The 24,325-nt window shown below is 62.6% G+C and carries 20 protein-coding genes; 12 read left to right on the top strand and 8 right to left on the bottom strand.

Annotated elements, in window-relative coordinates:
* Positions 1–73: 73 nt before the first annotated feature.
* The 5 genes from TR61_RS16675 to TR61_RS16655 all read left to right on the top strand — a co-directional run bounded on the left by TR61_RS16675 (position 74) and on the right by TR61_RS16655 (position 5,840).
* Positions 74–286, top strand: coding sequence for a hypothetical protein (locus TR61_RS16675; RefSeq protein ID WP_050931662.1), 213 nt, complete (start codon positions 74–76; stop codon positions 284–286).
* Between the two features lie 20 nt (positions 287–306).
* Complete coding sequence (locus tag TR61_RS16670; RefSeq protein WP_050931661.1) at positions 307–1,464, top strand: acyl-CoA dehydrogenase family protein; 1,158 nt, start codon at positions 307–309, stop codon at positions 1,462–1,464.
* A gap of 286 nt (positions 1,465–1,750) precedes the next feature.
* A complete protein-coding gene (locus tag TR61_RS16665; RefSeq protein ID WP_050931660.1) occupies positions 1,751–2,389 on the top strand; it encodes a glutathione S-transferase family protein in 639 nt (212 codons plus the stop codon).
* 14 nt (positions 2,390–2,403) lie between these two features.
* Positions 2,404–3,615: an acetyl-CoA C-acetyltransferase gene (locus tag TR61_RS16660; RefSeq protein WP_050931659.1), complete on the top strand. Its 1,212-nt coding sequence runs from the start codon at positions 2,404–2,406 to the stop codon at positions 3,613–3,615.
* A gap of 23 nt (positions 3,616–3,638) precedes the next feature.
* Positions 3,639–5,840: a 3-hydroxyacyl-CoA dehydrogenase NAD-binding domain-containing protein gene (locus tag TR61_RS16655; RefSeq protein WP_050931658.1), complete on the top strand. Its 2,202-nt coding sequence runs from the start codon at positions 3,639–3,641 to the stop codon at positions 5,838–5,840.
* Positions 5,841–5,906: 66 nt separating this feature from the next.
* On the opposite strand, the gene TR61_RS16650 is transcribed toward TR61_RS16655, so the two are convergent.
* The gene (locus TR61_RS16650; RefSeq protein WP_050931657.1) at positions 5,907–6,551 is read right to left on the bottom strand and encodes a sulfotransferase family 2 domain-containing protein; all 645 of its coding nucleotides are present in this window, start codon (positions 6,549–6,551) and stop codon (positions 5,907–5,909) included.
* Positions 6,548–7,465 carry a DMT family transporter gene (locus tag TR61_RS16645; protein WP_245626912.1) on the bottom strand — a complete coding sequence of 306 codons (918 nt, stop codon included), beginning with the start codon at positions 7,463–7,465 and terminating at the stop codon, positions 6,548–6,550. The genes TR61_RS16650 and TR61_RS16645 overlap by 4 nt, the downstream gene beginning before the upstream one ends.
* A gap of 81 nt (positions 7,466–7,546) precedes the next feature.
* Between TR61_RS16645 and TR61_RS16640 the strand changes: the two genes are divergently transcribed.
* Positions 7,547–9,175: an AMP-binding protein gene (locus tag TR61_RS16640; protein ID WP_050931655.1), complete on the top strand. Its 1,629-nt coding sequence runs from the start codon at positions 7,547–7,549 to the stop codon at positions 9,173–9,175.
* 141 nt (positions 9,176–9,316) lie between these two features.
* The gene (locus TR61_RS16635; RefSeq protein ID WP_050931654.1) at positions 9,317–10,330 is read left to right on the top strand and encodes a hypothetical protein; all 1,014 of its coding nucleotides are present in this window, start codon (positions 9,317–9,319) and stop codon (positions 10,328–10,330) included.
* A 9-nt stretch (positions 10,331–10,339) separates the two neighbouring features.
* On the opposite strand, the gene TR61_RS20520 is transcribed toward TR61_RS16635, so the two are convergent.
* From TR61_RS20520 to TR61_RS16605, 6 genes are all read right to left on the bottom strand, one after another.
* Positions 10,340–11,665 carry an SPOR domain-containing protein gene (locus TR61_RS20520; RefSeq protein WP_050931653.1) on the bottom strand — a complete coding sequence of 442 codons (1,326 nt, stop codon included), beginning with the start codon at positions 11,663–11,665 and terminating at the stop codon, positions 10,340–10,342.
* 69 nt (positions 11,666–11,734) lie between these two features.
* Positions 11,735–12,367 (bottom strand): uracil phosphoribosyltransferase, encoded by a 633-nt coding sequence (gene upp / locus TR61_RS16625; RefSeq protein WP_050931652.1) that lies wholly within the window; start codon positions 12,365–12,367, stop codon positions 11,735–11,737.
* 53 nt (positions 12,368–12,420) lie between these two features.
* Positions 12,421–13,617, bottom strand: coding sequence for a phosphopentomutase (locus tag TR61_RS16620; protein ID WP_050931651.1), 1,197 nt, complete (start codon positions 13,615–13,617; stop codon positions 12,421–12,423).
* Entirely contained in the window at positions 13,617–14,924 is a 1,308-nt protein-coding gene (locus TR61_RS16615) for a thymidine phosphorylase (protein ID WP_050931650.1), read from the bottom strand. The genes TR61_RS16620 and TR61_RS16615 overlap by 1 nt, the downstream gene beginning before the upstream one ends.
* Entirely contained in the window at positions 14,921–15,316 is a 396-nt protein-coding gene (locus tag TR61_RS16610; protein WP_050931649.1) for a cytidine deaminase, read from the bottom strand. The genes TR61_RS16615 and TR61_RS16610 overlap by 4 nt, the downstream gene beginning before the upstream one ends.
* On the bottom strand, positions 15,313–16,401 hold the full coding sequence (locus TR61_RS16605; RefSeq protein WP_050931648.1) for a cupin domain-containing protein: 1,089 nt from the start codon (positions 16,399–16,401) through the stop codon (positions 15,313–15,315). Before TR61_RS16605 ends, TR61_RS16610 begins: the two co-directional genes overlap by 4 nt.
* Positions 16,402–16,556: 155 nt before the next feature.
* Here TR61_RS16605 and TR61_RS16600 point away from each other — a divergent pair, with 155 nt between their 5' ends.
* From TR61_RS16600 to TR61_RS16580, 5 genes are all read left to right on the top strand, one after another.
* Positions 16,557–18,830, top strand: coding sequence for an NADP-dependent malic enzyme (locus tag TR61_RS16600; protein WP_050931647.1), 2,274 nt, complete (start codon positions 16,557–16,559; stop codon positions 18,828–18,830).
* Positions 18,831–19,319: 489 nt separating this feature from the next.
* Positions 19,320–21,212, top strand: coding sequence for a propionate-CoA ligase PrpE (gene prpE / locus TR61_RS16595; protein WP_050931646.1), 1,893 nt, complete (start codon positions 19,320–19,322; stop codon positions 21,210–21,212).
* Between the two features lie 5 nt (positions 21,213–21,217).
* The gene (locus tag TR61_RS16590) at positions 21,218–22,426 is read left to right on the top strand and encodes an adenylate/guanylate cyclase domain-containing protein (RefSeq protein ID WP_050931645.1); all 1,209 of its coding nucleotides are present in this window, start codon (positions 21,218–21,220) and stop codon (positions 22,424–22,426) included.
* Between the two features lie 79 nt (positions 22,427–22,505).
* Positions 22,506–23,735: an adenylate/guanylate cyclase domain-containing protein gene (locus TR61_RS16585; RefSeq protein ID WP_050931644.1), complete on the top strand. Its 1,230-nt coding sequence runs from the start codon at positions 22,506–22,508 to the stop codon at positions 23,733–23,735.
* 69 nt (positions 23,736–23,804) lie between these two features.
* On the top strand, positions 23,805–24,325 hold a 521-nt coding region (locus TR61_RS16580; protein WP_245626911.1), incomplete at its 3' end, for an amidase family protein.

Genomic DNA, 24,325 nt, shown 5'->3' with positions numbered 1-24,325 from the left:
CGGGACATGTCCCGCCGCGCTGACTCAGAGGTTTCGCATGCGAAACCTAAGCATTTGTTAATAAAGGGTTAAAATGCCCAAACGCTTCCGACTGACCCGCCGCTTCAACGCCGCAATGACCGAAGACGGTTATCGCAGGCTCAAGCGGTTTGCATCGGAAGCCGGTCTGGATGAAGGCGAAGCGCTGTCGTTCCTCTTTGAACACTTCGACAGCGTGACAGACGAAGAAAACCTGGGCCACCGGTTGCGGCTGTTCAATGCCGATCTGGATGCCCGCAAACGATAAGCGACTCGCGAGGGAGAGCCATGAAAGACTTCTTTTCCGCCAACTCCACCTGGATGACCGAAGAGCATCGCATGCTCTCGGACATGGCCGGGCAATTCATCGAAAAGGAATGGTCGCCCAAATTCGAGAAATGGCGCAAACAGGGCGAAATGGACCGCGAGATCTGGGCGCAGGCCGGTGAGCTGGGCCTGCTCTGCCCGTCGATCCCCGAAGAATATGGCGGACCGGGCGGCGATTTCGGCCATGAGGCCGCCATCATGATCGAAAGCTGCCGCGCGAATATCGCCTCCTGGGGGTACCCGATCCACGGGCCGATCGTGTCGCATTACATCCTGCAATACGGAACCGAAGAACAGAAACAGCGCTGGCTGCCCAAGCTGATCACGGGCGAGATGGTGGGCGCATTGGCGATGACCGAACCGTCAACCGGATCGGATGTGCAACGGATCAAGACTAAGGCGGTCAAGGATGGCAACGCCTATCGCCTGTCGGGGCAGAAGACCTTCATCTCGAACGGTCAGCACGCCAACCTGATCATCGTCGCCGCCAAAACCGACCCCAGCCAGGGCGCGAAGGGCGTGTCACTGGTCGTTCTGGAAACCGACGGCGCGGAAGGCTTCCAGCGCGGACGCAATCTGGAGAAAGTGGGGCTGCATGCGGCGGACACGTCCGAGCTGTTCTTCGACAATATCGAGATCCCGCCGGAAAACATTCTGGGTGGTGAAGAGGGACGCGGGTTCTATCAGATGATGGAGCAACTGCCGCAGGAACGGCTTGCCATCGCCTGTGGCGCGGTGGGCGCCATGGAAGGCGCTGTGGAACGCACCATCGCCTATTGCAAGGAACGCGAAGCCTTTGGCGGCCCGCTGACCCAGTTCCAGAACACCCGGTTCAAACTGGCCGAATGCAAAACCAAAACCGCCGTGGCGCGGGCCTTCCTTGATCAATGCATCGCCGAGCATATCCGCGGCGAGTTGACTTCGGAGAAGGCGTCGATGGCCAAATACTGGCTGACCGACACGCAGGGCGAAGTTCTGGACGAATGCGTTCAGCTGCATGGCGGATACGGCTTCATGCAGGAATACGCCGTGGCCGAGATGTGGGCGGACGCCCGTGTGCAGCGCATCTATGGCGGCACGAACGAAATCATGAAGGAACTCATCGCGCGGTCGCTTTAACCGGCAGCGTCGGGACAGCGTCGGCGTCGTGTGCCGTATTTGGAAAGAGAAGAAGATGCAGGACGGTCCACTCCGCCAACCTCAGTCGATCTCGCTAGGCGGCACTCAACCCGGCTGGCGGAGCTTCTCCTCTTACGGCCATCGGCTCGGCAGCCTGTACCGCGCCTGCGGTTACACCCCATTAAGGTTAACGCGCCGTTACCAGAGAGGCGAAACCCCTGCTTCTTCTCTTTCCAAATACGGACACGAGCGGCTTGCCACAGGCACAACAACGGAGGTCTAGGCCATGACCATCAAACTCTACTGCTTCGGTGAAAGCGGAAACTCGTACAAGGCCGCGCTGGCGCTCGAGCTTTCGGGCCTGGATTGGGAGCCCGTGCATGTCGATTTTTTCGGCGGCGAGACCCGCACGCCGGAATATCGCTCCAATATCAACGAGATGGGCGAAGCGCCCGTGCTGATCGACGGCGATTTCCGCACCAGCCAATCCGGCGCGATCCAGGCCTACGTGACCGAGAAATCCGGCAAGTTCGGCGGGAAGACCCATGCGGATAATTACGAAGCGTTCCGATGGGTGCTGTGGGACAATCACAAGCTGTCCTCCATGGCCGGGATGACGCGCTTTCTGATGAACTTCCTGCCGGAAGACAAACAGCCCAAAGAGGTGATCGCCTTCAACCAAGGCCGCCTCAAGGCCGCTTATGCGACCCTGAACGCTCATCTGGAAGGCCGCGACTGGATCGTGGGCGACGATGTCACCAACGCCGATCTGTCCTGCTGTGGATACCTCTATTACCCCGAACCGTTCGGTTTCGACCGGACGGAGTGGCCCAATATCGACGCGTGGCTCACGCGTTTGTCCGAAAAACCGGGCTGGAAAGCCCCTTACGATCTGATGCCCGGCAGCCCTGCTGACCGCGCTTGAGAAGGAGACCGAGAATGACCGAAGCCTATATCTATGACGCCGTGCGCACGCCGCGCGGCAAGGGCCGCAAAGATGGCAGCCTGCACGAGGTGACCTCGCTGCGGCTCAGCGCCCAGACCCTGAACGCGGTGAAAGAGCGCAACAACCTTGACGGTCATGCCGTGGAAGACGTCATCTGGGGCAATGTCACCCAGGTGATGGAACAGGGCGGCTGTCTGGCGCGCTCGGCCGTGCTGGCCTCGGATCTGGATGAATCGATCCCGGGTCTTGCCATCAACCGCTTCTGCGCAAGCGGAATGGAAGCGGTGAACCTGGCGGCCAACCAGGTCAAGGGCGGCGCCGGCGATGCCTATATCGCGGGCGGCGTGGAAATGATGGGCCGCGTGGCCATGGGCTCGGACGGGGCGGCCATTGCTGTTGATCCGTCGCTGGCGATGGACACCTATTTCGTGCCGCAGGGCATTTCGGCAGACATCATCGCCACGAAATACGGGTTCACCCGCGATCAGGCCGATGCGCTGGCCGTTGAGTCCCAGCGCCGGGCAAAGGCCGCGTGGGATGACAACCGATTTTCCAAATCGGTCATCACCGTGAAAGACCAGAACGGCATCCCGATCCTGGATCACGACGAATACATGCGCCCCGGCACCGATATGCAAAGCCTTGGCGCGCTTAATCCGTCCTTCCAGATGATGGGCGAACAGATGCCCGGCTTCGACAAGGTCGCGCTGATGAAATACCCCGAGCTGGAAAAGGTGAACCACATCCACCACGCGGGCAATTCTTCGGGCATCGTGGATGGCGCGGCGGCCGTTCTGATCGGCAACAAGGAATTCGGCGAGAAATGGGGCCTGAAGCCCCGCGCTCGCATCCGTCAAACCGCCAAGATCGGCACCGATCCGACCATCATGCTGACCGGTCCGGTTCCGGTGACCGAGAAGATCCTGGCGGAATCCGGGATGAATATCGGCGACATCGATCTGTTCGAGGTCAACGAAGCCTTCGCCTCGGTCGTGCTGCGCTTCCAGCAGGCCTTTGACGTCGATCCGGACCTGGTGAACGTCAATGGCGGCTCGATCGCCATGGGCCACCCGCTGGGCGCCACCGGCGCGATCATCATCGGCACGCTTCTGGATGAGCTGGAGCGGACCGACAAGGAAACCGGCCTCGCGACGCTCTGCATCGCGTCGGGCATGGGTGCCGCGACCATCATCGAGCGCGTCTGAGCCCCATTCAAAGGATCAAGAATATGACCGATTTTACAATGACCAAGGGCGACGACGGCGTCGCCATCATCACCTGGGATGTCCAGGGCAAATCCATGAACGTACTGAGCGCCGAAGGGCCCCAGGAACTCAACGACCTGATCGACGACGCGCTGGCCGATGACGCCGTGAAAGGCATCGTCCTGACCTCGGGCAAGCCCGACAGCTTTGCGGGCGGCATGGACCTGAACGTGCTGGCCGATATCCGCGAAAGCGTGGGCGACAATCCGGCCGAGGGCCTCTTTGGCTTCATCATGCAGATGCATGGCTTGATGCGGAAAATCGAACTGGCGGGCATGGATCCCAAGACCAAAAAGGGCGGCAAGCCGATTGCTTGCGCGATGCCCGGCACCGGTGCCGGGATTGGCCTTGAGCTGCCTTTGTGCACGCACCGCATCTTTGTGGCCGACAACCCCAAGGCGCGCCTTGGGCTGCCTGAAATCATGGTCGGTATCTTCCCCGGCGCGGGCGGCACCACCCGCCTGATCCGCAAGCTGGGTCTGATGGGCGCGTCGTCCTTCCTGATGGAAGGCAAGCTGGTTGACCCGCATAAGGCCAAAGCCGCGGGCATCATCGACGAGGTTGTCGAAGATCCGCTGGCTGCAGCCAAGGAATGGGTGCTGAACGCCACCGACGCCGATCTGGTGAAACCCTGGGACGCGAAGGGTTACAAAATGCCCGGCGGCGCGCCCTACAACCCTGCCGGTTTCATGAATTTCGTGGGCGCCTCGGCCATGGTGAACGGCAAGACCCAAGGCGCCTTCCCGGCCGCCAAGGCGATGCTGTCGGCGATTTATGAAGGCGCGCTGGTCGATTTCGACACCGCGCTGAGGATCGAGGCGCGCTGGTTCACGCATATCCTGATGAACCCGTCCTCCTCGGCCATGATCCGGTCGCTGTTCGTGAACAAGGAAGCGCTGGAAAAAGGTGCCGTGCGTCCCGCCGATGTTCCGGATCAGAAGGTCAGGAAGCTGGGCGTTCTGGGCGCGGGCATGATGGGCGCGGGCATTGCGCTGGTCTCGGCCCAAGCGGGCATGGAGGTCGTGCTGATCGACCGCGATCAGGAAGCCGCTGACAAGGGCAAAGCCTATACCGAGGCCTATCTGGACAAGGGCATCGCCCGCAAGAAGGTCACGCCCGAGAAGAAAGAGGCGATGCTGGGCCTGATCACGGCAACCCCTGATCTGGATCACCTGAAAGGCTGCGATCTGATCATCGAGGCGGTCTTCGAAGACCCCGCCGTGAAGGCGGAGATGACCAAGAAGGTCGAGGCGATCATTCCCGAGGACTGCATCTTTGCCTCCAACACCTCGACCCTGCCGATCTCGGACCTGGCCAAGGCGAGCGTCCGGCCCGAGCAGTTCATCGGCATTCACTTCTTCTCACCCGTTGAGAAAATGCTGCTGGTCGAGATCATCAAGGGCAAGGAAACCGGTGATCGTGCCGTGGCCAAGGCGCTGGATTACGTGCGCCAGATCCGCAAGACCCCGATCGTGGTGAACGACGCGCGGTTCTTCTATGCCAACCGCTGCATCATCCCCTACATCAACGAAGGTCTGCGGATGGCAGGCGAAGGCGTCAGCCGCGCGCTGATCGACCGCGCGGCGCAAATGCTGGGCTTCCCTGTGGGGCCGATCCAGCTGGTGGACGAAACCTCTCTGGATCTGGGCGCCAAGATCGCCAAGGCCACGAAAGAGGCGATGGGCAATGCCTATCCTGCATCCGTCGCCGATGACGTGACCTTCTGGATGGTCGATGAGGGGCGTCTGGGCCGTAAGGCGAAGGCGGGTCTCTTCGACTATGACGAAAAGGGCAAGCGCATCGGCTATTGGCCGGGCTTCAACGACAAGTTCCCGTTGCTGGACGAGCAGCCCGAGCTGACCGAAGTCCAGCACCGTCTGTTGTTCGTGCAGGTCCTGGAAGCCGTCCGCGCGGTCGAGGAAGGTGTGCTGATGGACATCCGCGAAGGCGACGTAGGCGCGATCCTGGGCTGGGGCTTTGCGCCGTGGTCGGGCGGTCCTTTGTCGTGGATCGACATGGTGGGCGCAGAGTGGGCGGCTGCGAAATGCGATGAGCTGCAAGCCAAATTTGGCGACCGGTTCGAATGCCCCGCGCTTCTGCGCGAGATGGCCGAAAAAGGCGAAAGCTTTTACGGGCGGTTCGCACCGGAAGCGAAAGCCGCGTAAGGCAAAACACACCGGATCAGGCCGTTCGAACGGCCTGATCCACGCATTTTCGAAAATGCGTGCGCCTCAGAACGTATAGCCAAAGCGCTTGATATCCGGGGCACAGACATCCGCCACGATCGCGGCGGTCTCATCCGAGAAATAGCCGCGATACCCAGCATCCCGGTCCGACCGGTTCGCATGCGGCATTTCCAACCGGAACCCCAGATGATCCTCCACCGGCTGCAAGTCTTCAGCCAGATGCTCCAGCCGAACATAGGCCTGACACTGCTCCACCCCATCCGCGCGGGTCATGTACTGCGCATAAGGGCTTGCCCGCAGGCTCTCTTGGATCTGCGCTTGCCCAAGAAATCCCGCGAAATCATGCGCTTTCGAAAGCGCAACAGCGGGGTGATCAAAGCTCTGTTCGCGCAGCCAATGGTAATAACTCACCACCCGGTCCCATGGGTTGCGCACCAGCGTGAAGGCAAACAGCGCCTCAATTTCCGCAACCGAAAAGAGCCCGTCGATATCGGCCAGCGTCGCGTGCTTCCACACGCGCCCCGCAGCCTTGCTCGCATCCACCTTACGCCTGCGCTTCAGCGCTTTGGGCGTGTCGCCGATCATCACATCGTCTTTCATCGCCCGCGCCTCCAACGCGAGCGCCATGGCCGTGCCGCCCGTCTTCGGGATGTGCACAAAGACGTATCCCCGGCCTTTCGAGACGATCATCCCGCCCCCTCCCGCGATCTAAGCGCGATGACCGCACCGGCCAGAATGATCAGGCCAATCCCCACCAGCTGAACCCCGTCCATCGTCTGACCAAACAGGACCAGCGCATACAGGGGCCCGAAGATCATCACCGAATATTCAAAGATCGACACATAGGACGGCTCGCCCAGTTGATAGGCCTTGATGATCATGAACACCCCGGCCACCGACCCAAAGGCCTGCAAGATCACATAAGGCGTTGCGTGCCACATGGGCCAGGTCCAGCCGCGTGTGACAAAGCCGTCTGGACCTGCTGCAGCCTCCATCGGCCAGATCGACAGAACCACCAGCCCGACAGCGCCCATTGTGCCCAAAGTCAGCCACATGCCCGCCAAAAGCGATACCGTGCTTTCCCCGGCGCAGAGCGTGCGGGTTGAAATCGCGCTGAGGGCATAAAAAAATCCGCCGGCCACGGGCAGAAACGTGATCCAGCTGAAATTCTGCGGATCAGGCTGCAGAACCAGCAGAATGCCCGCAAACCCAAAGGCTACGGCCAGAATACGCCACGGCCCGATCCGCTGTTTCAGCACCAAGGCCGTGATGATCAGGATGAAGATGGGCGAGGTGAACAAACCCGCCAATGCCTGCGCAATCGGCATCAGGGCAAGCGCGCTGAAGTAAAAGAGCATCGACGTGCCCACCAGCCCCGACCGCACCGCAACCGCCCACCACCTGCGCGGACGGACCGTGCCCAACCCCACCAAAGACAGCCCGATCACTAGAGGAATGGCGATCAGTGCGCGTGTGAAATGGAACTGCCACAAGCCGATCTCTTCGGCCAAGAGGACGATCACATTGTCGATCGCCCCGATGATCAGCATGGCCCCAACCATGAAAAGTGCCGCTGACACCGGTTTGGTAGCGATATCTTGCACCTTTGCCCTTTCCATCCCTGGGGTCGCGACCCATTATCTTGGGTCGAGCGATACCAGAATGATTCACGGGGGGAAATTCAAATGGGGTGGATGTCTGACGAAACCGGTCTGGGGAAACGGGCTGCGAATTACGTGCCGCTGACGCCGCTGTCGCATCTGCGCCGCGCGGCACTGGTGTTTCCGGATCACATGGCCGTGGTCTATAGCGATCATCGCAAGACCTATGGCGAATATTACGCGCGCTGTTCGCAGCTGGCCTCGGCGCTGAAAGCCAAAGGCGTCAACCCTGGCGACGTGGTGGCAACCCTGCTCCCCAACATCCCCGCCCAGGCTGAGGCGCATTTCGGCGTGCCCGCCTGCGGGGCCGTTCTGAACACGATCAACATCCGGCTCGATCTGGACACGGTCAGCTATATCTTCGAGCATGGAGAGGCCAAGGTCGTCCTCGCCGACACCCAGTTCATCGAACTGGCCGAAGAGGCCGCCGCCGCACAAGACACCCCGCCGCTGATTGTCGAGGTCGCCGATCCCCATGCAGGTTTCCCCGCCACCGGTCGCCACCTGACCTATGAAGATCTGCTGGCCACAGGGGATCCAGAATTCGACTGGATCATGCCCGAAGATGAATGGGAAAGCCTCGCGCTGAACTATACCTCCGGCACCACCGGACGGCCCAAAGGCGTGGTCTACCATCATCGCGGCGCCTATCTGATGACCATGGGCACGGTCGTGTCCTGGCGCATGGTGATGCACCCGATTTACCTGACCATCGTGCCCTTGTTCCATTGCAATGGCTGGAACCACACCTGGATGATGCCCATGCTCGGCGGCACAATCGTCTGCTGTCGCGACATCACCGCCGCCAATATCTTCAACGCCATCGCCTATGAAGGCGTCACCCATATGGGCGGTGCCCCCATCGTGCTGAACACGCTCGTCAACGCGCCCGAAGAAGAACGCGCGCCGTTCGATCACACGGTCGAGGTCTTCACAGCCGGCGCCCCCCCGGCCCCGGCCACACTGGCCAAGATCGAACCGATGGGCTTCAACGTCACGCAGGTCTACGGGCTGACCGAAACCTATGGACATGTCACGGAATGCCTGTGGGACGACAGCCGCTGGTCCGACCTCAAAGGCAATGACCGCGCGGGCATCAAGGCGCGTCAGGGTGTGGCCATGCCGATGATGGAACATATCACCGTGCTGGATGAAACCATGGCGCAGATCCCGATGGACGGCAAAACCCAAGGCGAGATTGTCATGCGCGGCAATTCGGTGATGAAAGGCTACCTCAAGAACCCCGACGCCACCGAAGAAGCCTTCAAAGGCGGCTATTTCCACTCCGGCGATATCGCCGTGCAACACCCCGACAGCTATATCCAGATCGCCGACCGCGCCAAGGACATCATCATTTCGGGCGGCGAAAACATCTCCTCGGTCGAGGTCGAAGGCGTGCTCATGGGCCACCCGGACGTGAACCTCGCCGCCGTGGTCGCCAAACCCGACGAGAAATGGGGCGAAGTGCCCTGCGCCTTTGTGGAGTTGAAACCCGGGGCCGAAGCGGATGAAGCCGCCCTGATCGCCTTCTCACGCGAGACACTGGCAGGCTTCAAAACCCCAAAGAAGGTCGTGTTCCAGGAATTGCCCAAAACCTCCACCGGCAAGATCCAGAAATTCGAACTGCGCAAGGTGGCTCAGGCGTTGGAGTGATCCGCGCCCCTGCCCCCTTCTTCTCTTTCCAAATACGGCTCTTTGGGCGCCCCGCGCGCCCAACCGTCACAGGTTCGTCGTTGCAGGCTGCATGGGCCATAAGCTATCCTTGCTCAAAGACCGAGGCAGAGCAGCCCAGCGATGACAGCGCTCAAGAAATATCAGCGGCTCGAGGCCAGCGGCCTCTGGCGCCCCGCTCCGGGTGAGCAGCGGCGCGAGGTGGTGATATCCATCGGCGATGCCACACTGGTGATTACAGACACCAAGGACCAACCCCTCACCCATTGGTCCCTGGCGGCCGTCGAACGCGAAAACCCTGGCATCCGGCCTGCCATCTATTACCCAGATGGCGATCCGGGCGAGACGCTGGAATTGGGCGCCGACGAAGACGAGATGATCCGCGCCATCGAAAAGCTGCGCGGTGCCATTTCCCGGTCGCGACCCCGGCCCGGACGGCTGCGGCTTTTATCGGTCATCGCGTCCTGTCTGGCGGTGGCGCTTCTGGCGATCTTCTGGCTGCCCGGCGCGATGATGCGCCATACGCTTAGCGTGGTGCCCGATATCACCCGGCAGGAAATCGGACAGGACCTTCTGACACGTATCACCCGTGTGGCCGGGCCTGCCTGCGCCGCGCCCTCTGCCCTGCCCGTGCTTGACAGGCTGGCCACCCGGACCGGGGTACGCAGACTGGTGGTGATGCCCGCAGGCGTGCAGGACAGCCTTGCCCTGCCCGGCGATCTGATCGTACTGAACCGGGCAATCATCGAAGATCACGAAGACCCCGATGTCGCCGCCGGGTATATCCTGACCGAACGCCTGCGCGCCGCCCAAACAGATCCGCTTGCCGATCTGTTAAGGAAAAGCGGCGTGCGCGCATCATTCCGGCTGATCACCACCGGGACCCTCGCCCCGGAAACGCTGGACCGCTATGCCCAAAGCGTTCTCGTCAGCCCGCGCCCGATGCCCAGTGACGAGACGATCCTCGCCGCGTTTGAAAAGGCTCAACTGCGCAGCACGCCTTATGCCTATGCGCGCGATATCACCGGCGAAAGCACCCTTGGCCTGATCGAGGCTGATCCGATGGCCGGCACCGCGCCCAGCCCGGTCCTGTCGGACCGGAACTGGCTTGTGCTGCAATCCATCTGCGAGAGCTGAGGCCCGGCCTCAGTTCATCACCACCGCATTGGCAAAACCGGCCCGCCGCGCGGCCTGAACCGCTTTCCGGGCGTTGCTGCGCGAGGTGAATGGCCCCGCCAGCACCAGCTGAACGGCTGTACCGCCGCGCACTTTCTTGCCCATGCGCGTGGGAACGCCCGTGCGCGCCATGCGCTGTGCGCTGGCCCTGGCCTGCGCTGCATCGTTGAATTGCGCGACCTGAACGAAGATCTGCACCGCCGGAACTGCCTTGGGCGCGCGTTCCGCCTTGGCCGCCGTGCCACTGCTGGTCGAGGCATAGACGAACTGCACCGGCCGCGTCTTGACGGGCGCCTGCGAAACGATGCGCGGCTGTTTGATCCGCTGGGAATTGCTGACCGACGCCTGCTGTCGCGGCACCTCCGCCGTGACGGTGCGTTGCGACTGCTGATAGCCCTCGACCGATTGCTCGGCCCGCAGCGGGTTCAGACGGTTGTCGTCCCACACCGGTTCATATCCTTTGGGGATTTGCACATCGCGCATTCCGACACGGCTGTCGACCAGATGGGTGGGCAGGATACGCACGCCACCGTCTGATCCGGCTGCGGCCGATCCCGCAGGACGGTTGACGGGCGACTCCGCCTGCGGACCGCACAGCACGGCGTGCCGTTTGCCGCTGTTGATATATCGCTGCGAAAACGGCGAGGCATCGGGGCACGCGCTGGTTCGCGTCCTGACGGTTTGCCCCTGTGCCGGTGCAGGCGTTGGCGCTGGTGCGGGTGCCGCCGCGCGTGGCGCGGGGTTCTGCCAAAGAGTGGGCTCGGGCGCCGGGGACGGTGCAGCAGGTGTTACCCGCCGCAACAGCGGCACGGTTGTGGTCGTCGCTGCCGCCTGTGTCTGCCTGGGCGCGGGCGCGGGGCTGGGCGCGGGACGTGACACCACGGTCGGTTCCGGCGCAGGCGACGGCGCGGCCTGGCGCACCACGCGCGGCGTGGGTGCAGGCGCAGGCGTTGGCGCGGGTGCCGGTGCCGCAGCGGTGCTGCGCGGCACGATCTGTTCCACTTCGGGTGCGACCGGTGCAGCCGTCGCTGTCTGAGCCTGCGCGCCGCTTAAAGACGGGCGCGCGCCACACACCTGTTGCCTGTTGCGCGACACGCGCGGCACCCAGGTCACATTGCCGTCAATGCCGGCGCGGATGAACACACAGCCCTTGCTGTCGACATACTGGCTGCCTGTGAAGGAGGCTGGCGGAAACTCTGCCGGGACCGGGTTCTGGTTCAGCGTCTGCGCCTCAAGCCCGGCCAAACTCACACTGGCCAGAGCAACGCTGACCGCAATAATTCTGGTATATATCATCACATGCCCCCACAGGATGTAGGGACAAGATGCCTGAAAAGAAACGCTGCGTAAAGCGTTTAGAAACAGTTATTTGGTGCCATACATCCGGTCTCCGGCATCGCCCAGACCCGGCACGATATAGCCATGCTCGTTCAGGTTCCGGTCGACCGCGGCCGTGAAAATCGGCACGTCCGGATGCGCCTCTTTCATGCGCGCCACCCCTTCCGGTGCGGCCAACAAGCACATGAAGCGGATATTCGTGGCACCTGCCTGCTTCAAAAGGTCAATCGCCGCGACGGACGAGTTTCCCGTGGCCAGCATCGGATCGACGGTGATGACCAGACGATCCTCAAGACCGTCGGGGACCTTGAAGTAATACTGCACCGGCTGCAGGGTCTTTTCGTCGCGGTAAAGCCCCACGAACCCCACCCGGGCCGAGGGGATCAGTTCAAGCACACCATCCAGAAGACCGTTGCCTGCGCGCAGGATCGACACCAGTGCAAGTTTCTTGCCCGCAAGCGTCGGTGCGTCCATTTCTTGCAGCGGGGTTTCGATGGCCTTTGTAGTCATCGGCAATTCGCGCGTGATCTCATAGGCCAGAAGCTGGCTGATCTCACGCAGAAGCTGGCGGAAAACGGCCGTGGGCGTTCTGTGATCCCGCATCAGGGTCAGCTTGTGTTGCACCAGCGGGTGGTCGACGATTGTCAGATGCTCGGCCATATCAGTCCTCCTGTTCGGTTCGGTTTTGCGCCGTGAGGCGCGCAAGCGCAAGATCAGAAAAAACTGCGCCCGGGCCCTTGTGACGGAACCCCCAGATGATGGGCCACGCTGGCGGCCACATCGGCAAAGCGCACCTGCCCCAGCGATCCCGCTCCGCGACCAGCCACCAAGACCGGCGCCCGTTCGCGCGTGTGGTCCGTGCCAAGCCATGTCGGATCATTGCCGTGATCGGCGGTCAGGATCAGGATATCCCCCTCGCGCAGGCGGGGTAGGATCTGCCCGATTTCCGCGTCAAACCACTCCAGCGCCCGGGCATATCCCGGCACATCCCGGCGGTGGCCATATAGGCTGTCGAATTCCACGAAATTGGCAAAGACCAGCGCGCCATCGGGGGCGTCTTCAACCAGATCGGCCAGATGACGCATCAGCGTGGCGTCATCGCCCTTGCGCAGCTCATCGATGCCTTGCATCGAAAAGATATCGCCGATCTTGCCCACGCCGATCACTCTGTGGCCCGCATCCTGCACCCAGTTGGTCAGCACCGGGCTGGGCGGCGCGATGGCGAAATCCTTGCGGTTCGTGGTGCGGGTAAAGCCCTTTTCGGCAGAGCCCACGAAGGGCCGCGCGATCACGCGGCCCACTTTCATCTGGTGCAGGCGCGGGGCGATGGTGGCGCAAAGCTGCAAGAGCCGGTCCAGCCCGAACATCTCTTCATGGGCGGCGATCTGAAAGACACTGTCGGCCGAGGTATAACAGATCGGCCAGCCCGTTTTCATATGCCGGGCCCCAAGCTGTTTCAGGATCTCGGTGCCCGAGGCATGGCAGTTGCCCAGGATCCCATCCGTCCCGGCGGCCCGGGCCACGAAAGCGCTCAGATCATCGGGGAAGGCGGGGGTGGTATCGGGGAAGTAATGCCAATCCCAGGGCACGGGCTGACCTGCCAGTTCCCAATGGCCCGAAGGCGTGTCCTTTCCCGGCGACAGTTCGGTTGCAGCACCGTAAAGCCCGGTGAGCGTGTCCGAACCCAGCCCCGGCGCATCCACATCGGATGCCAACCGGACCGCTGCGCCCAAACCCAACCGCGCGAGGTTGGGCATCTGCAGGGGCGATCCGGCTGCCGCGCGCGCCTGGGCGATATGGCCCAGGGTATTCGCCCCGGTGTCGGGCACATCACCGTTGAAAAACGCGCCCGCATCGGGCGCGCCGCCAATGCCGACGCTGTCCATCACAATCAGAAAGGCGCGCGGCATCAGCCGATCCTTTCGTGAATGAGCGGCGGGATATCCGGCGCGCCAGCGCCCAGCCGGATCGCCGCGCGGACCGCTGCTTCGGCTTTGCGCGCCGCGTCCTCGCGCACCGCATGGACAACCGCCAGCGGCTGACCCTTTGTCACGCGCGCGCCCAGCCGGACCACGTCGGAGAGGCCAACCGACGGGTCGACCACATCCGCCTCGACCTGCCGCCCGCCGCCAAGGCCCACAACGGCAAGGCCCAAGGCCTCCCCGTCTATGGACTGAACGATGCCGTCATGGGGCGCGGCGATTTCGCGGATCACATTGGCCTCGGGCAGGAAACGCGGCCAGTTCTCGACAAACTCCACCGGGCCGCCCATGGCGGCGATCATCCGGCCAAACCGTTCGGCCACCCGGCCATCGCGCAGCTGGCCCACGATCATGTCGGCCCCGTCCTGCACATCCGGCGCAAGCCCGGCATTGGCCAGAAGCACACCGCCCAGCGCGGCGGTGACTTCGACCAGCGGCCCTGTCGCTTCCCCGGTCAGGACGCGCATTACCTCGGCCACCTCCAGCGCATTGCCAAGCGCCGGCGCAAGCGGTTGGTTCATGTCGGTGATCACGGCGGTGGTCTTGCAGCCCGCCGCATTGGCCGTATCGGTCAGCGCCGTGGCCAGTGCCCGCGCCTCGTCCGCGGTTTTCATGAACGCGCCCGAGCCGATTTTCACGTCCAGCACCAGCGCCTCCAGCCCCGCAGCGAGCTTTTTCGACAGGATCGACGCGGTGATCAGATCCAGGCTTTCCACCGTCGCCGTCACATCGCGGATCGCATAAAGCCGCTTGTCCGCAGGCGCGATATTGGCCGTGGCCCCGACGATCGCGCATCCGGTCTTGCGCAGGATATCCCGCAGCCGGTCGGGCGAGACCTGCGTGACCAGCCCCGGGATCGCCTCAAGCTTGTCAAGCGTGCCGCCCGTATGCCCCAGCCCGCGGCCTGAGATCATGGGCACCACGCCCCCGCATTCCGCCAAAGCCGGTGCCAGCAACAGCGACACGCAATCGCCAACACCGCCGGTGGAATGCTTGTCGATCACTGGCCCGTCCATATCCCAGTGCAGCACATCGCCACTGTCGCGCATGGCCAGCGTCAGCGCGGTGCGCCCGGCCTCGCTCAGGCCGCGCAGGCAGACCGCCATGGCAAAGGCCCCGGCCTGCGCGTCGCTCACGCCCTGATCGGCCAGCCCTTGGGCAAACCACGCCAGATCTTCGGCGGAAGGCTCCTCCCCCCGTCTCAGCTGGGCGATAATGGCCCGCGCATCGCTCATGCGCCGTCCATGTGATCTTTGTTGAACGCACCCGGCAACAGTTCGGACAGCGTCATGTGCCATTCGGTGTCATTCGCGGTGGTGCCCATTGTGACCGGCACCTCGCCTGCGCCGAATTCGGCGAGTTTCTGACGGCACCCGCCGCAAGGTGACACGGGCATCGGGCTGCCCGCGATCACATACACCTCGGTCAGTTTCGTCTCTCCAGCGGCGACCATGGCGGCAATCGCGCCGGCTTCGGCACAGGTGCCTTCGGGATAGGCCACGTTTTCCACGTTGCAGCCCACATACACCGTGCCCGAGGCCGCGCGGATCGCAGCCCCCACCTGGAAATTGGAATAGGGCGCGTGGGCATTCCTGCGCACGGCTGCGGCGGCGGCTTTCAAGCTCATCCCACAATCTCCGTCCTGAAGGTGCCGGGCAGCGTGACTTCCAGCATCTCGATATCCTCTGACGGGTTGGCAAACCGCGTTTTCATCCCCGGCGGGATCACGCAGGCATCGCCCGCCTCCATCGCGTAGGGCTCGCGCCCCTCGCCTTCCAGGGTAACGGTGCCCTGCATGACAAAGGTAAAGTGAATGTCCACGTCATGGGTGGTCCAGGCGGGCTCCCCCTTGCCGCGGCGGATCACCTGCACACCGGCCATGCCCTTGGTGTTTTCCGCAATCGTCGTGTCGCGGCTGATATAGCCGGGCAGGCGGAAGGGCTTCCACTCCGCCCCTTCAGCCAGATTGTGCACGAACCGCTGCCCCTGCCACTCGCGGTCGGGACGCAGGTTGGGTGTGGGCAGTTCCATATCATGGTCGATCTTGGTCACGTGTTCCGCAGGCACGCCGATCTCGATCACCTGCAGATCGTCTGAGGCTTCCATCACCCTGTGCCGGATCTCGGGCGGCTGGATGAAACAATCGCCCGCATTCAGCCGCAACAGGCCGCCCTGATCTTCATAGAGCACATCGACCCAGCCATGGATGCAGAAGATCAGCTGAAAGCCCACCTTGTGATAATGCACCATGTCCGGAACCGGCCCGCCATCGGGAATACGAATGTGGCTTGCGATCATCGCGCCGCCCAGGCGGTCGGGGATCAGGTCGCGGTAATGCATCCCCGCCCGCCCGATGATCCAGGGGGCCTGATCGGCCAGACGGCGCACGACAAAGCTGTGCACCGTCTCGGGCATCACCAGCGGCGGGTTCAGCTCATCAATCTCGATCCGGGTGCCGTTGGGCGCTGTCAGTGCGCGCTTTCCATCCGCGAACCCGTCCGGGTTATCCGTCAGAATACGGATCGTGCCGGGCTGTTCCGGGGCATCCTTTTCCACCCGGATCCGCAGTCCATGTCCGGTAAAGACCGCGATCCGCGGGTCGTCAGCGGGATAGATCATATCCAACCGCATCCCCAGTTCCTTGGTGAAAAACGGGATATCGTCGCGCAGTTCCTGAGTGGGCAGACGGATTTCGGCTTTGGTGTCAGACATGTATATTCCCTCTTGAGCCGACAGAGTGGCCCTGCCCCCAAGATTCTGCAAGATCGTGCCTGCGACACTGATGCACGCTGAGGATCGCAAGGGTGCCTTCCACCTGTCTGAGAAATAGTTTAACGCTAAACTAGTTTTTCCGGGGAGAGCTAACCATGTCCGACAACCAGTCATTGCGGCAAGCCGCGCTGTTTTATCACGAGCATCCGAAACCCGGAAAGCTTGAGATCCGCGCGACCAAACCCATGGCCAACGGCCGCGACCTGGCGCGGGCCTATTCCCCCGGCGTCGCCGAAGCCTGTGTCGAAATCAAGAACGATCCTTCTGACGCGGCCCGTTACACCGCGCGCGGCAACCTGGTGGCGGTGGTCTCCAACGGTTCGGCCGTGCTGGGCCTTGGCAATATCGGCGCGCTGGCCTCGAAACCGGTGATGGAGGGCAAGGCGGTTCTGTTCAAGAAATTCGCCAATATCGACTGCTTCGATATCGAACTTGACCAGTCCGACCCCGAAAAGCTGGCCGAGATCGTCTGCGCATTGGAACCCACCTTTGGCGCGATCAACCTTGAAGACATCAAGGCCCCGGACTGCTTTATCGTGGAAAAGATCTGCCGCGAACGGATGAACATTCCCGTTTTCCATGATGACCAGCACGGCACCGCCATCGTCGTGGGGGCAGCGGCGAAAAACGCGCTCCATGTGGCAGGTAAAAAGTTCGAAGATATCAAGGTGGTCTCCACCGGCGGCGGGGCGGCGGGCATTGCCTGTCTGAACATGCTGCTGAAACTGGGGCTGAAGCGCGAGAACGTCTGGCTCTGCGATATTCACGGGTTGGTCTATGAGGGCCGGACCGAGGATATGAACCCCCAGAAAGCCGCGTTCGCGCAAAAGACGGACCTGCGCACGCTGGATCAGGTGATCGAAGGGGCGGATCTGTTCCTGGGCCTCTCTGGTCCCAAGGTTCTGACGCAATCCATGGTGGGCCGCATGGCGGACCGCCCGATCATCTTCGCGCTCGCCAACCCCACGCCCGAGATCCTGCCCGACGAAGTCCGCGAAGTGGCCCCGAAGGCCATCATGGCCACAGGCCGCAGCGATTTCCCGAACCAGGTGAACAACGTCCTGTGCTTCCCGTTCATCTTCCGTGGCGCGCTGGATGTGGGCGCCACCGAAATCAATGACGAGATGCAACTGGCCTGCATCGACGGCATCGCCGAACTGGCCCGCGCCACGACCTCGGCCGAAGCGGCGGCTGCCTATCAGGGCGAACAGATGACCTTCGGGCCGGATTACCTGATCCCGAAACCCTTCGACCCGCGCCTGATCGGCGTCGTGTCCACCGCCGTGGCCAAGGCCGCCATGGCCACCGGCGTGGCCACCCGCCCGATCGAGGATATGGACGCCTATAAACGCCGTCTTGACGGGTCGGTGTTCAAATCCGCCCTGATCATGCGGCCCGTGTTCGAGGCTGCCGCCACCGCGTCGCGCCGGATCGTCTTCGCCGAAGGCGAGGATGAACGTGTATTGCGCGCCTCCCAGGCGATGCTGGAAGAGACGACGGAAAAACCCATCCTCATCGGCCGTCCCGACGTGATCGAAAAGCGCTGCGAACGCTATGGGCTGAATATCCGCCCCGGCATGGATTTCGAGGTGGTGAACCCCCAAAGCGACCCACGGTACCGGGATTACTGGGGCACCTATCACGACATCATGGCCCGCCGTGGCGTCACGCCCGATCTGGCCCGCGCGGTGATGCGCACCAACACCACCGCCATCGGCGCGGTGATGGTGCACCGGGACGAGGCCGACAGCCTGATCTGTGGCACCTTCGGACAGTTCCTGTGGCATCTGAACTATGTCACGCAGATCCTTGGTTCGGACGTGTTGCACCCGGTGGGCGCGCTGTCGCTGATGATCCTTGAAGACGGGCCGCTTTTCATTGCCGATACACAGGTTCATCCCGAACCCACGCCGGAACAGCTGGCCGAAACCGTCATTGGCGCGGCGCGTCACGTCAAACGCTTTGGTCTGGTGCCCAACATCGCGATCTGCTCGCATTCGCAATTCGGCAATATGGATACGGATTCAGGCCGCCGCACCCGCAAGGCGATCGAGATCCTCGACCACAGCCCCTGCGATTTCTGCTATGAGGGTGAAATGCATATCGACGCAGCGCTCGACCCCGAGCTGCGCGACCGCATCTTCCCCGGAAACCGCATGGAAGGCACCGCGAATGTGCTGGTTTTTGCCAATTCAGACGCCGCATCGGGCGTGCGCAACATTCTGAAAATGCGCGCGGGCGGGCTGGAGGTGGGGCCGATCCTGATGGGCATGGGCAACCGCGCCCATATCGTGACGCCGTCGATCACCGCGCGAGGCTTGCTGAACATGAGCGCCATCGCCGGCACGCCGGTGGCGCAATACGGCTGAACCTCACTGCCGCCGGAAGGACCCCCCTCCGGCGGCCCGAGGGAAATCGGTTTACTTCTTGACGGTTTTGCTGCCAGGGGCAGACGGTTTCTTCTTGGTGGTTGCCATGATGGCATGCTCCGTAGAACGCGGCTTGGGCACGATGCCCACGCCTGAATTCACTGATATCACGGCCCGTCCCGTAGCGATCGTCAGAATTCGTCATCGCGCAGGTCGAATTCCTGCATCGGCGCGTCTGGCGAGCGAGCCCAAGACAGATCTGCCCCGAATCATCGTCCGTTCAGCCGAATTTGCACAAATTTGCAAACCCGTCGTTTCTTTCCAAAATTGAAAGACAAAAGAGAAAGTTTGCAAAAGTTTGCAGAGCATTTCTCGTGAATCCTGCAAAGCTCTTGCGATATTCTGACGCGACGTCCACCTCCCCTCTTGCCCGCTTCACCTTCGCTTCCCTATCCCGCAAAGTGGAGGATGGGACGAGGAGATACCGCCATGACCTACAAAGACGTCTATGCAGCCTGGAAAGCAGACCCGGAGGCATTCTGGATGGAGGCGGCGCAAGCCATCGACTGGGATCAGGCCCCGTCAAAGGCACTGACCGACAAGGGCGACGGCCTGTATGAATGGTTCGCCGACGGCATGGTCAACACCTGCTGGAACGCGGTGGACCGCCATGTGGAAGCCGGGCGCGGCGAACAGGTGGCCATCATCCACGACAGCCCCATCACCCAGTCCCAGCACAAGATCACTTATGCCGAACTGCGCGACCGCGTCGCCTCCCTTGCTGGTGCGCTGGCGGCCAAGGGCGTGACCAAGGGCGACCGCGTGATCATCTATATGCCCATGGTCCCCGAAGCGCTGGAAGCGATGCTGGCCTGCGGTCGCATCGGTGCGATCCATTCGGTCGTGTTCGGTGGCTTCGCCGCAAACGAACTGGCCGTGCGCATCAACGATTGCCAGCCCAAGGCGATCATCGCCGCCTCCTGCGGGTTGGAGCCGGGGCGGGTCGTGCATTACAAACCCCTTCTTGATGGCGCGATCGAGCTGGCCGATCACAAGCCGGACTTCTGCGTGATCTTCCAGCGCGAACAGGAAGTCGCCGAATTGACCGAAGGCCGCGACGTGGATTGGCACGGCTTCCAGGCGGGCGTGGAGCCTGCGCCTTGCGTGCCGGTTGAAGGCAACCACCCGTCCTATATCCTTTACACCTCGGGTACGACCGGCGCGCCCAAAGGCGTGGTGCGCCACACCGGTGGCCATCTGGTGGCGCTGAACTGGACGATGAAGAACATCTATAACGTCAACCCCGGCGAAACCTTCTGGGCCGCGTCTGACGTGGGCTGGGTCGTGGGCCACAGCTATATCTGCTATGGCCCGCTGATCCACGGCAACACCACCATCGTCTTCGAAGGCAAACCCGTGGGCACGCCGGATGCAGGCACATTCTGGCGTGTGATCGAAGAACACAAAGTCGCCAGCTTCTTCACCGCGCCCACCGCCTTCCGCGCGGTCAAACGCGATGATCCCAAGGGCGAACTGGTCGGCAAGTACGACCTAAGCCACCTGCGCGCGATCTATCTGGCCGGCGAACGCGCCGATCCCGATACGATCGAATGGGCGCAGGCCGTGACCGGCAAGCCGATCTATGACCATTGGTGGCAGACCGAGACCGGCTGGACCATCGCCGGGATGCCCGCCGGGATCGAGGCCCTGCCGGTCAAGATCGGCTCCCCCGCGGTGCCGATGCCGGGCTATGACGTCCAGATCCTTGATGACGCGGGCCACCCGCTGCCTGCGGGCGAACTGGGCGCCATCGCGGTGAAACTGCCGCTGCCGCCGGGCACGCTGCCCACGCTGTGGAATGCCGAAGACCGTTTCAGGAAAAGCTATCTCAACACCTTCCCCGGGTATTACGAGACCGGAGATGCCGGCATGATCGACGAGGACGGATACCTCTATATCATGGCTCGCACCGATGACGTGATCAACGTCGCGGGCCACCGCCTGTCGACCGGCGGCATGGAAGAGGTTCTGGCAGGCCACCCCGACGTCGCCGAATGCGCGGTGATTGGCGTGACCGATCAGCTCAAGGGCCAGATGCCTGTCGGGTTCCTGTGTCTGAACACCGGCTGCAACCGCCCGCATGACGAAATCACGTCCGAGGTCGTCAAAATGGTCCGCGACAAGATCGGCCCCGTGGCCGCCTTCAAGCTGGCCGTGGTGGTGGACCGTCTGCCCAAGACCCGCTCGGGCAAGATCCTGCGCGCCACGATGGTCAAGATCGCCGATAACGAAGACTTCAAGATGCCCGCGACCATCGACGATCCCGCTATCCTCGATGAAATCCGCGAGGCGTTGCAGACCATAGGCTATGCGAAAGGCTAAGCACGGTGACCCTTGATCCGACCATCGCCGAGATTTCTCATTGGGTGACGGATCAGGCCCTGACCGATATCGCACCCGAGGCGCTGGTTGAAGGGATATGCCTGCGCCTCAACAACGCTGGCGTGAGTGTCTTTCGCGCCAATGTCGCGATCCGGCCCATTCATCCGCTGCACGGGGCACTGGCCTATCGCTGGAACCGCCTGCAAGGCGCCGAATGCGAGGTTTTCGACAATGCCAGTCTGGAAGTCGCATGGACCGGCAGCCCCTATTATCACATGCATCGCGCCGGCCTGACCGAGATGCGCCACAGCCTGTCCGACACCAGCCAGCCCGACGCGTTCGCCATGTTCGGGCCATTGCGCGAACAGGGCGGCACCGATTATTTCGCTGCGGCCATCTCTTTTGATCCGGGCACCGGCCCGGATGCGGCAGACCCCGACCAGCCCAGAAACACGGTGCGGTTCTCATGGGTCAGCGACGCGGCGGAGGGGTTTTCCGACACGGATCTGGCGGCGTTGCGGCAGGTGATGTCGCCCCTTGCGCTGGCCCTTGCCGCCAAGACCGCCCAGCGCGTCGGGCGCGATCTGCTGGCCATCTATCTGGGTGCGGATGCCGGGCGCCGGGTGCTCTCGGGCGAGATCGGACACGGATCGGTCACCAGCCTGCAGACGGCCATCCTCTATCTTGATCTCTCGGGTTTCACCGAACTTTCCGAACGCCTGCCCGGTCAGGACATCATCGCCATGCTCAACGACTATTTCGCGGCCATCGTGCCCACGATCGAACGGCATGGCGGGCAGGTTCTGAAATTCATGGGCGACGGGCTGCTTGCGATTTTTTCCGACGGCAGCAAAGGCATGGGGCGGATGCATGCACTTGATGCCGTGAGTGATGTGGAAGTGGTGGTCAATGATGTCAGCGCCCAGCGTCAGGCCGCAGGCCTGCCCGCGACAGGCTTCACATCTGCTCTGCATGCCGGAGAGGTGCTTTACGGCAATATCGGCGCACCTGAACGGCTGGACTTCACGGTGATTGGTCCTGCGGTCAACATCGCCGCGCGCATGCTTGAGATGTGCAAGGCGCTTGACCGGCGCATCCTTGTCTCCGAGGCGGTGGCACGACCGGCGCTTGAGACATATCCCCGCCTGCTGTCGCTGGGCCAGTATGGCCTGCGCGGCGTGCGGGGCCGGCAAGAGCTCTTCACGCTGGAGTGACCGACTCCTCCCCGGAAAACCAAGACGCACAGTTTCTGTTCCGCTAAGGTGGGGCCTGCACCATGCAAGGACCCCAGGATTGTCAGACACGCGCCGCATAGAATTGATCGCCATAGACGAGATCATTACCTGGGTGTTGCAGCAGGGCCTTTATGGCACCCATTTCGAACCGCTTCTGGTCCAGATGTGCGAACGGCTGGTCAATGCGGGCGTCCCGCTTTCGCGGGTGAATTTCTCCATGCGCACGCTGCACCCCGAGATCGGTGCCTTCGCCTATAGATGGAAACGCGTCAGCGGTATCCAGCGCGAAGAGTATCAGCGGAACACGGTCTACAACGTCGATTACGGCTGGGGGGCCAGCCCGCTCAAGGCACTGATGGAAAGCGACAGCTTCGAGTTGCGCCACCGCCTGATGCCTGAGAACCGCCCGTTTCCCTTCCCGATGTTCGAAGAGCTCGTTGAGCAGGGCGCCACCGATTATTTCGCCACGCAGGTGGTATTCGAACCCAATGTCACCGCACAATCGGGTGACACACCGCCGACCAGCGGCATGATGATATCCTGGACGGCGGATGGTCCCGAGGGATTCTCGGATGCCGATCTCGATGCCATTCGCCGCTTGCTGCCCGCCATTGCCCTGGCATTGAAGTCCAACGGCATGGCGCAAATGGCCGACGACCTTCTGGCCGCCTATCTGGGCGAAGACGCGGCGCGCAGGGTGATTTCCGGGGCTGTTTCGCGCGGTTCGCTCGACAAGATCAAGACAGCCATCCTTTATTTCGACCTGCAAGGGTTTACCAAGCTTTCCGAAGCACTGGAGCCCGAAATCCTGATCGACATGCTGAACGCCTATTTCGGGGCAGTGGTCGATATCGTTCACGCCCATGATGGCAATGTCCTGAAATTCATGGGCGACGGGCTTCTGGCGATGTTCAGCGAACTGGGCGACGGGCAAAGCCGCCTTGCCGCCATCGACGCGATCACAGCCATCCGGGAAGAGGTCGCGCGCCTCAACGCCGAACGGGAACAGGAAGGCCTGCCCGTCACAAGCTTCAGTGCGGCGATCCATGCGGGCGAAGTGCTCTACGGCAATATCGGCGCGCCGTCGCGGCTGGATTTCACCGTGATCGGCCCGGCGGTGAACGCGGCCTCCCGCATTCTGGGCATGTGCAGCGCTTTGGACCAGCAGATCCTGATTTCGTCCCTCGTCGCGCAGCCCGTGCTCCAAGACCGCCCGGCGCTGGTCTCCGTCGGCCAGTACCGCCTGCGCGGCGTGCGCGACCGGCAGGAGCTTTACACGCTCGACTGACCCGCAAAGCCGCTTGCGTCCCGCGCCACTGCAGGTACCTTCGCCGCATCAGGACAGGGAGAGCGAGACATGGCGACCAAACCCATCTGGCAGTGGAGCGCGACCGAGATCGCCCATGCCACCCATTCCGGCCAGATCACCGCGACTGACGCGACCGAGGCCGCACTGGCACGGATGGACGAAGCAAACCCTGCGCTCAACGCCGTGGTCGAATCCCTTGCAGACGAGGCGCGCGCTGACGCGGCGGCGCTGGATCGCTCCGACGCGCCGAAGGGGCCGCTTCACGGAGTGCCCGTCACCATTAAGATCAATGTCGATCAGACCGGTCACGCCACTTCGAACGGCGTGCCCGCGCTGAAAGACCTGATCGCGCCGGATGACGCGCCTGTCGTGCGCAGTCTCAAGGCGGCGGGCGCCATCGTGATCGGGCGCACGAACACGCCGGAATTTTCCTTCCGCGCCGATACCGACAACCCGCTTCACGGACGCACCTACAACCCCTGGGGCAAGCATTTGTCTGCCGGGGGTTCCTCGGGCGGGGCCGGGTCTGCCGTGATGGCGGGCATCGGCGCGCTGGCGCATGGCAACGA

The sequence above is a fragment of the Aestuariivita boseongensis genome (assembly GCF_001262635.1).
Taxonomy (GTDB): domain Bacteria; phylum Pseudomonadota; class Alphaproteobacteria; order Rhodobacterales; family Rhodobacteraceae; genus Aestuariivita; species Aestuariivita boseongensis.
Note: the sequence above shows the minus strand (reverse complement) of the source record. Positions and strands in the feature narration are given on the sequence as shown.

Coding starts and splice junctions, on each gene's coding strand:
- TR61_RS20520 (WP_050931653.1), bottom strand. CDS start 11,665: ATGATATATACCAGAATTATTGCGGTCAGCGTTGCTCTGGCCAGTGTG.
- upp (WP_050931652.1), bottom strand. CDS start 12,367: ATGGCCGAGCATCTGACAATCGTCGACCACCCGCTGGTGCAACACAAG.
- TR61_RS16675 (WP_050931662.1), top strand. CDS start 74: ATGCCCAAACGCTTCCGACTGACCCGCCGCTTCAACGCCGCAATGACC.
- TR61_RS16605 (WP_050931648.1), bottom strand. CDS start 16,401: ATGTCTGACACCAAAGCCGAAATCCGTCTGCCCACTCAGGAACTGCGC.
- TR61_RS16615 (WP_050931650.1), bottom strand. CDS start 14,924: ATGAGCGATGCGCGGGCCATTATCGCCCAGCTGAGACGGGGGGAGGAG.
- TR61_RS16660 (WP_050931659.1), top strand. CDS start 2,404: ATGACCGAAGCCTATATCTATGACGCCGTGCGCACGCCGCGCGGCAAG.
- TR61_RS16640 (WP_050931655.1), top strand. CDS start 7,547: ATGGGGTGGATGTCTGACGAAACCGGTCTGGGGAAACGGGCTGCGAAT.
- TR61_RS16635 (WP_050931654.1), top strand. CDS start 9,317: ATGACAGCGCTCAAGAAATATCAGCGGCTCGAGGCCAGCGGCCTCTGG.
- TR61_RS16610 (WP_050931649.1), bottom strand. CDS start 15,316: ATGAGCTTGAAAGCCGCCGCCGCAGCCGTGCGCAGGAATGCCCACGCG.
- TR61_RS16600 (WP_050931647.1), top strand. CDS start 16,557: ATGTCCGACAACCAGTCATTGCGGCAAGCCGCGCTGTTTTATCACGAG.
- prpE (WP_050931646.1), top strand. CDS start 19,320: ATGACCTACAAAGACGTCTATGCAGCCTGGAAAGCAGACCCGGAGGCA.
- TR61_RS16655 (WP_050931658.1), top strand. CDS start 3,639: ATGACCGATTTTACAATGACCAAGGGCGACGACGGCGTCGCCATCATC.
- TR61_RS16670 (WP_050931661.1), top strand. CDS start 307: ATGAAAGACTTCTTTTCCGCCAACTCCACCTGGATGACCGAAGAGCAT.
- TR61_RS16620 (WP_050931651.1), bottom strand. CDS start 13,617: ATGCCGCGCGCCTTTCTGATTGTGATGGACAGCGTCGGCATTGGCGGC.
- TR61_RS16665 (WP_050931660.1), top strand. CDS start 1,751: ATGACCATCAAACTCTACTGCTTCGGTGAAAGCGGAAACTCGTACAAG.
- TR61_RS16650 (WP_050931657.1), bottom strand. CDS start 6,551: ATGATCGTCTCGAAAGGCCGGGGATACGTCTTTGTGCACATCCCGAAG.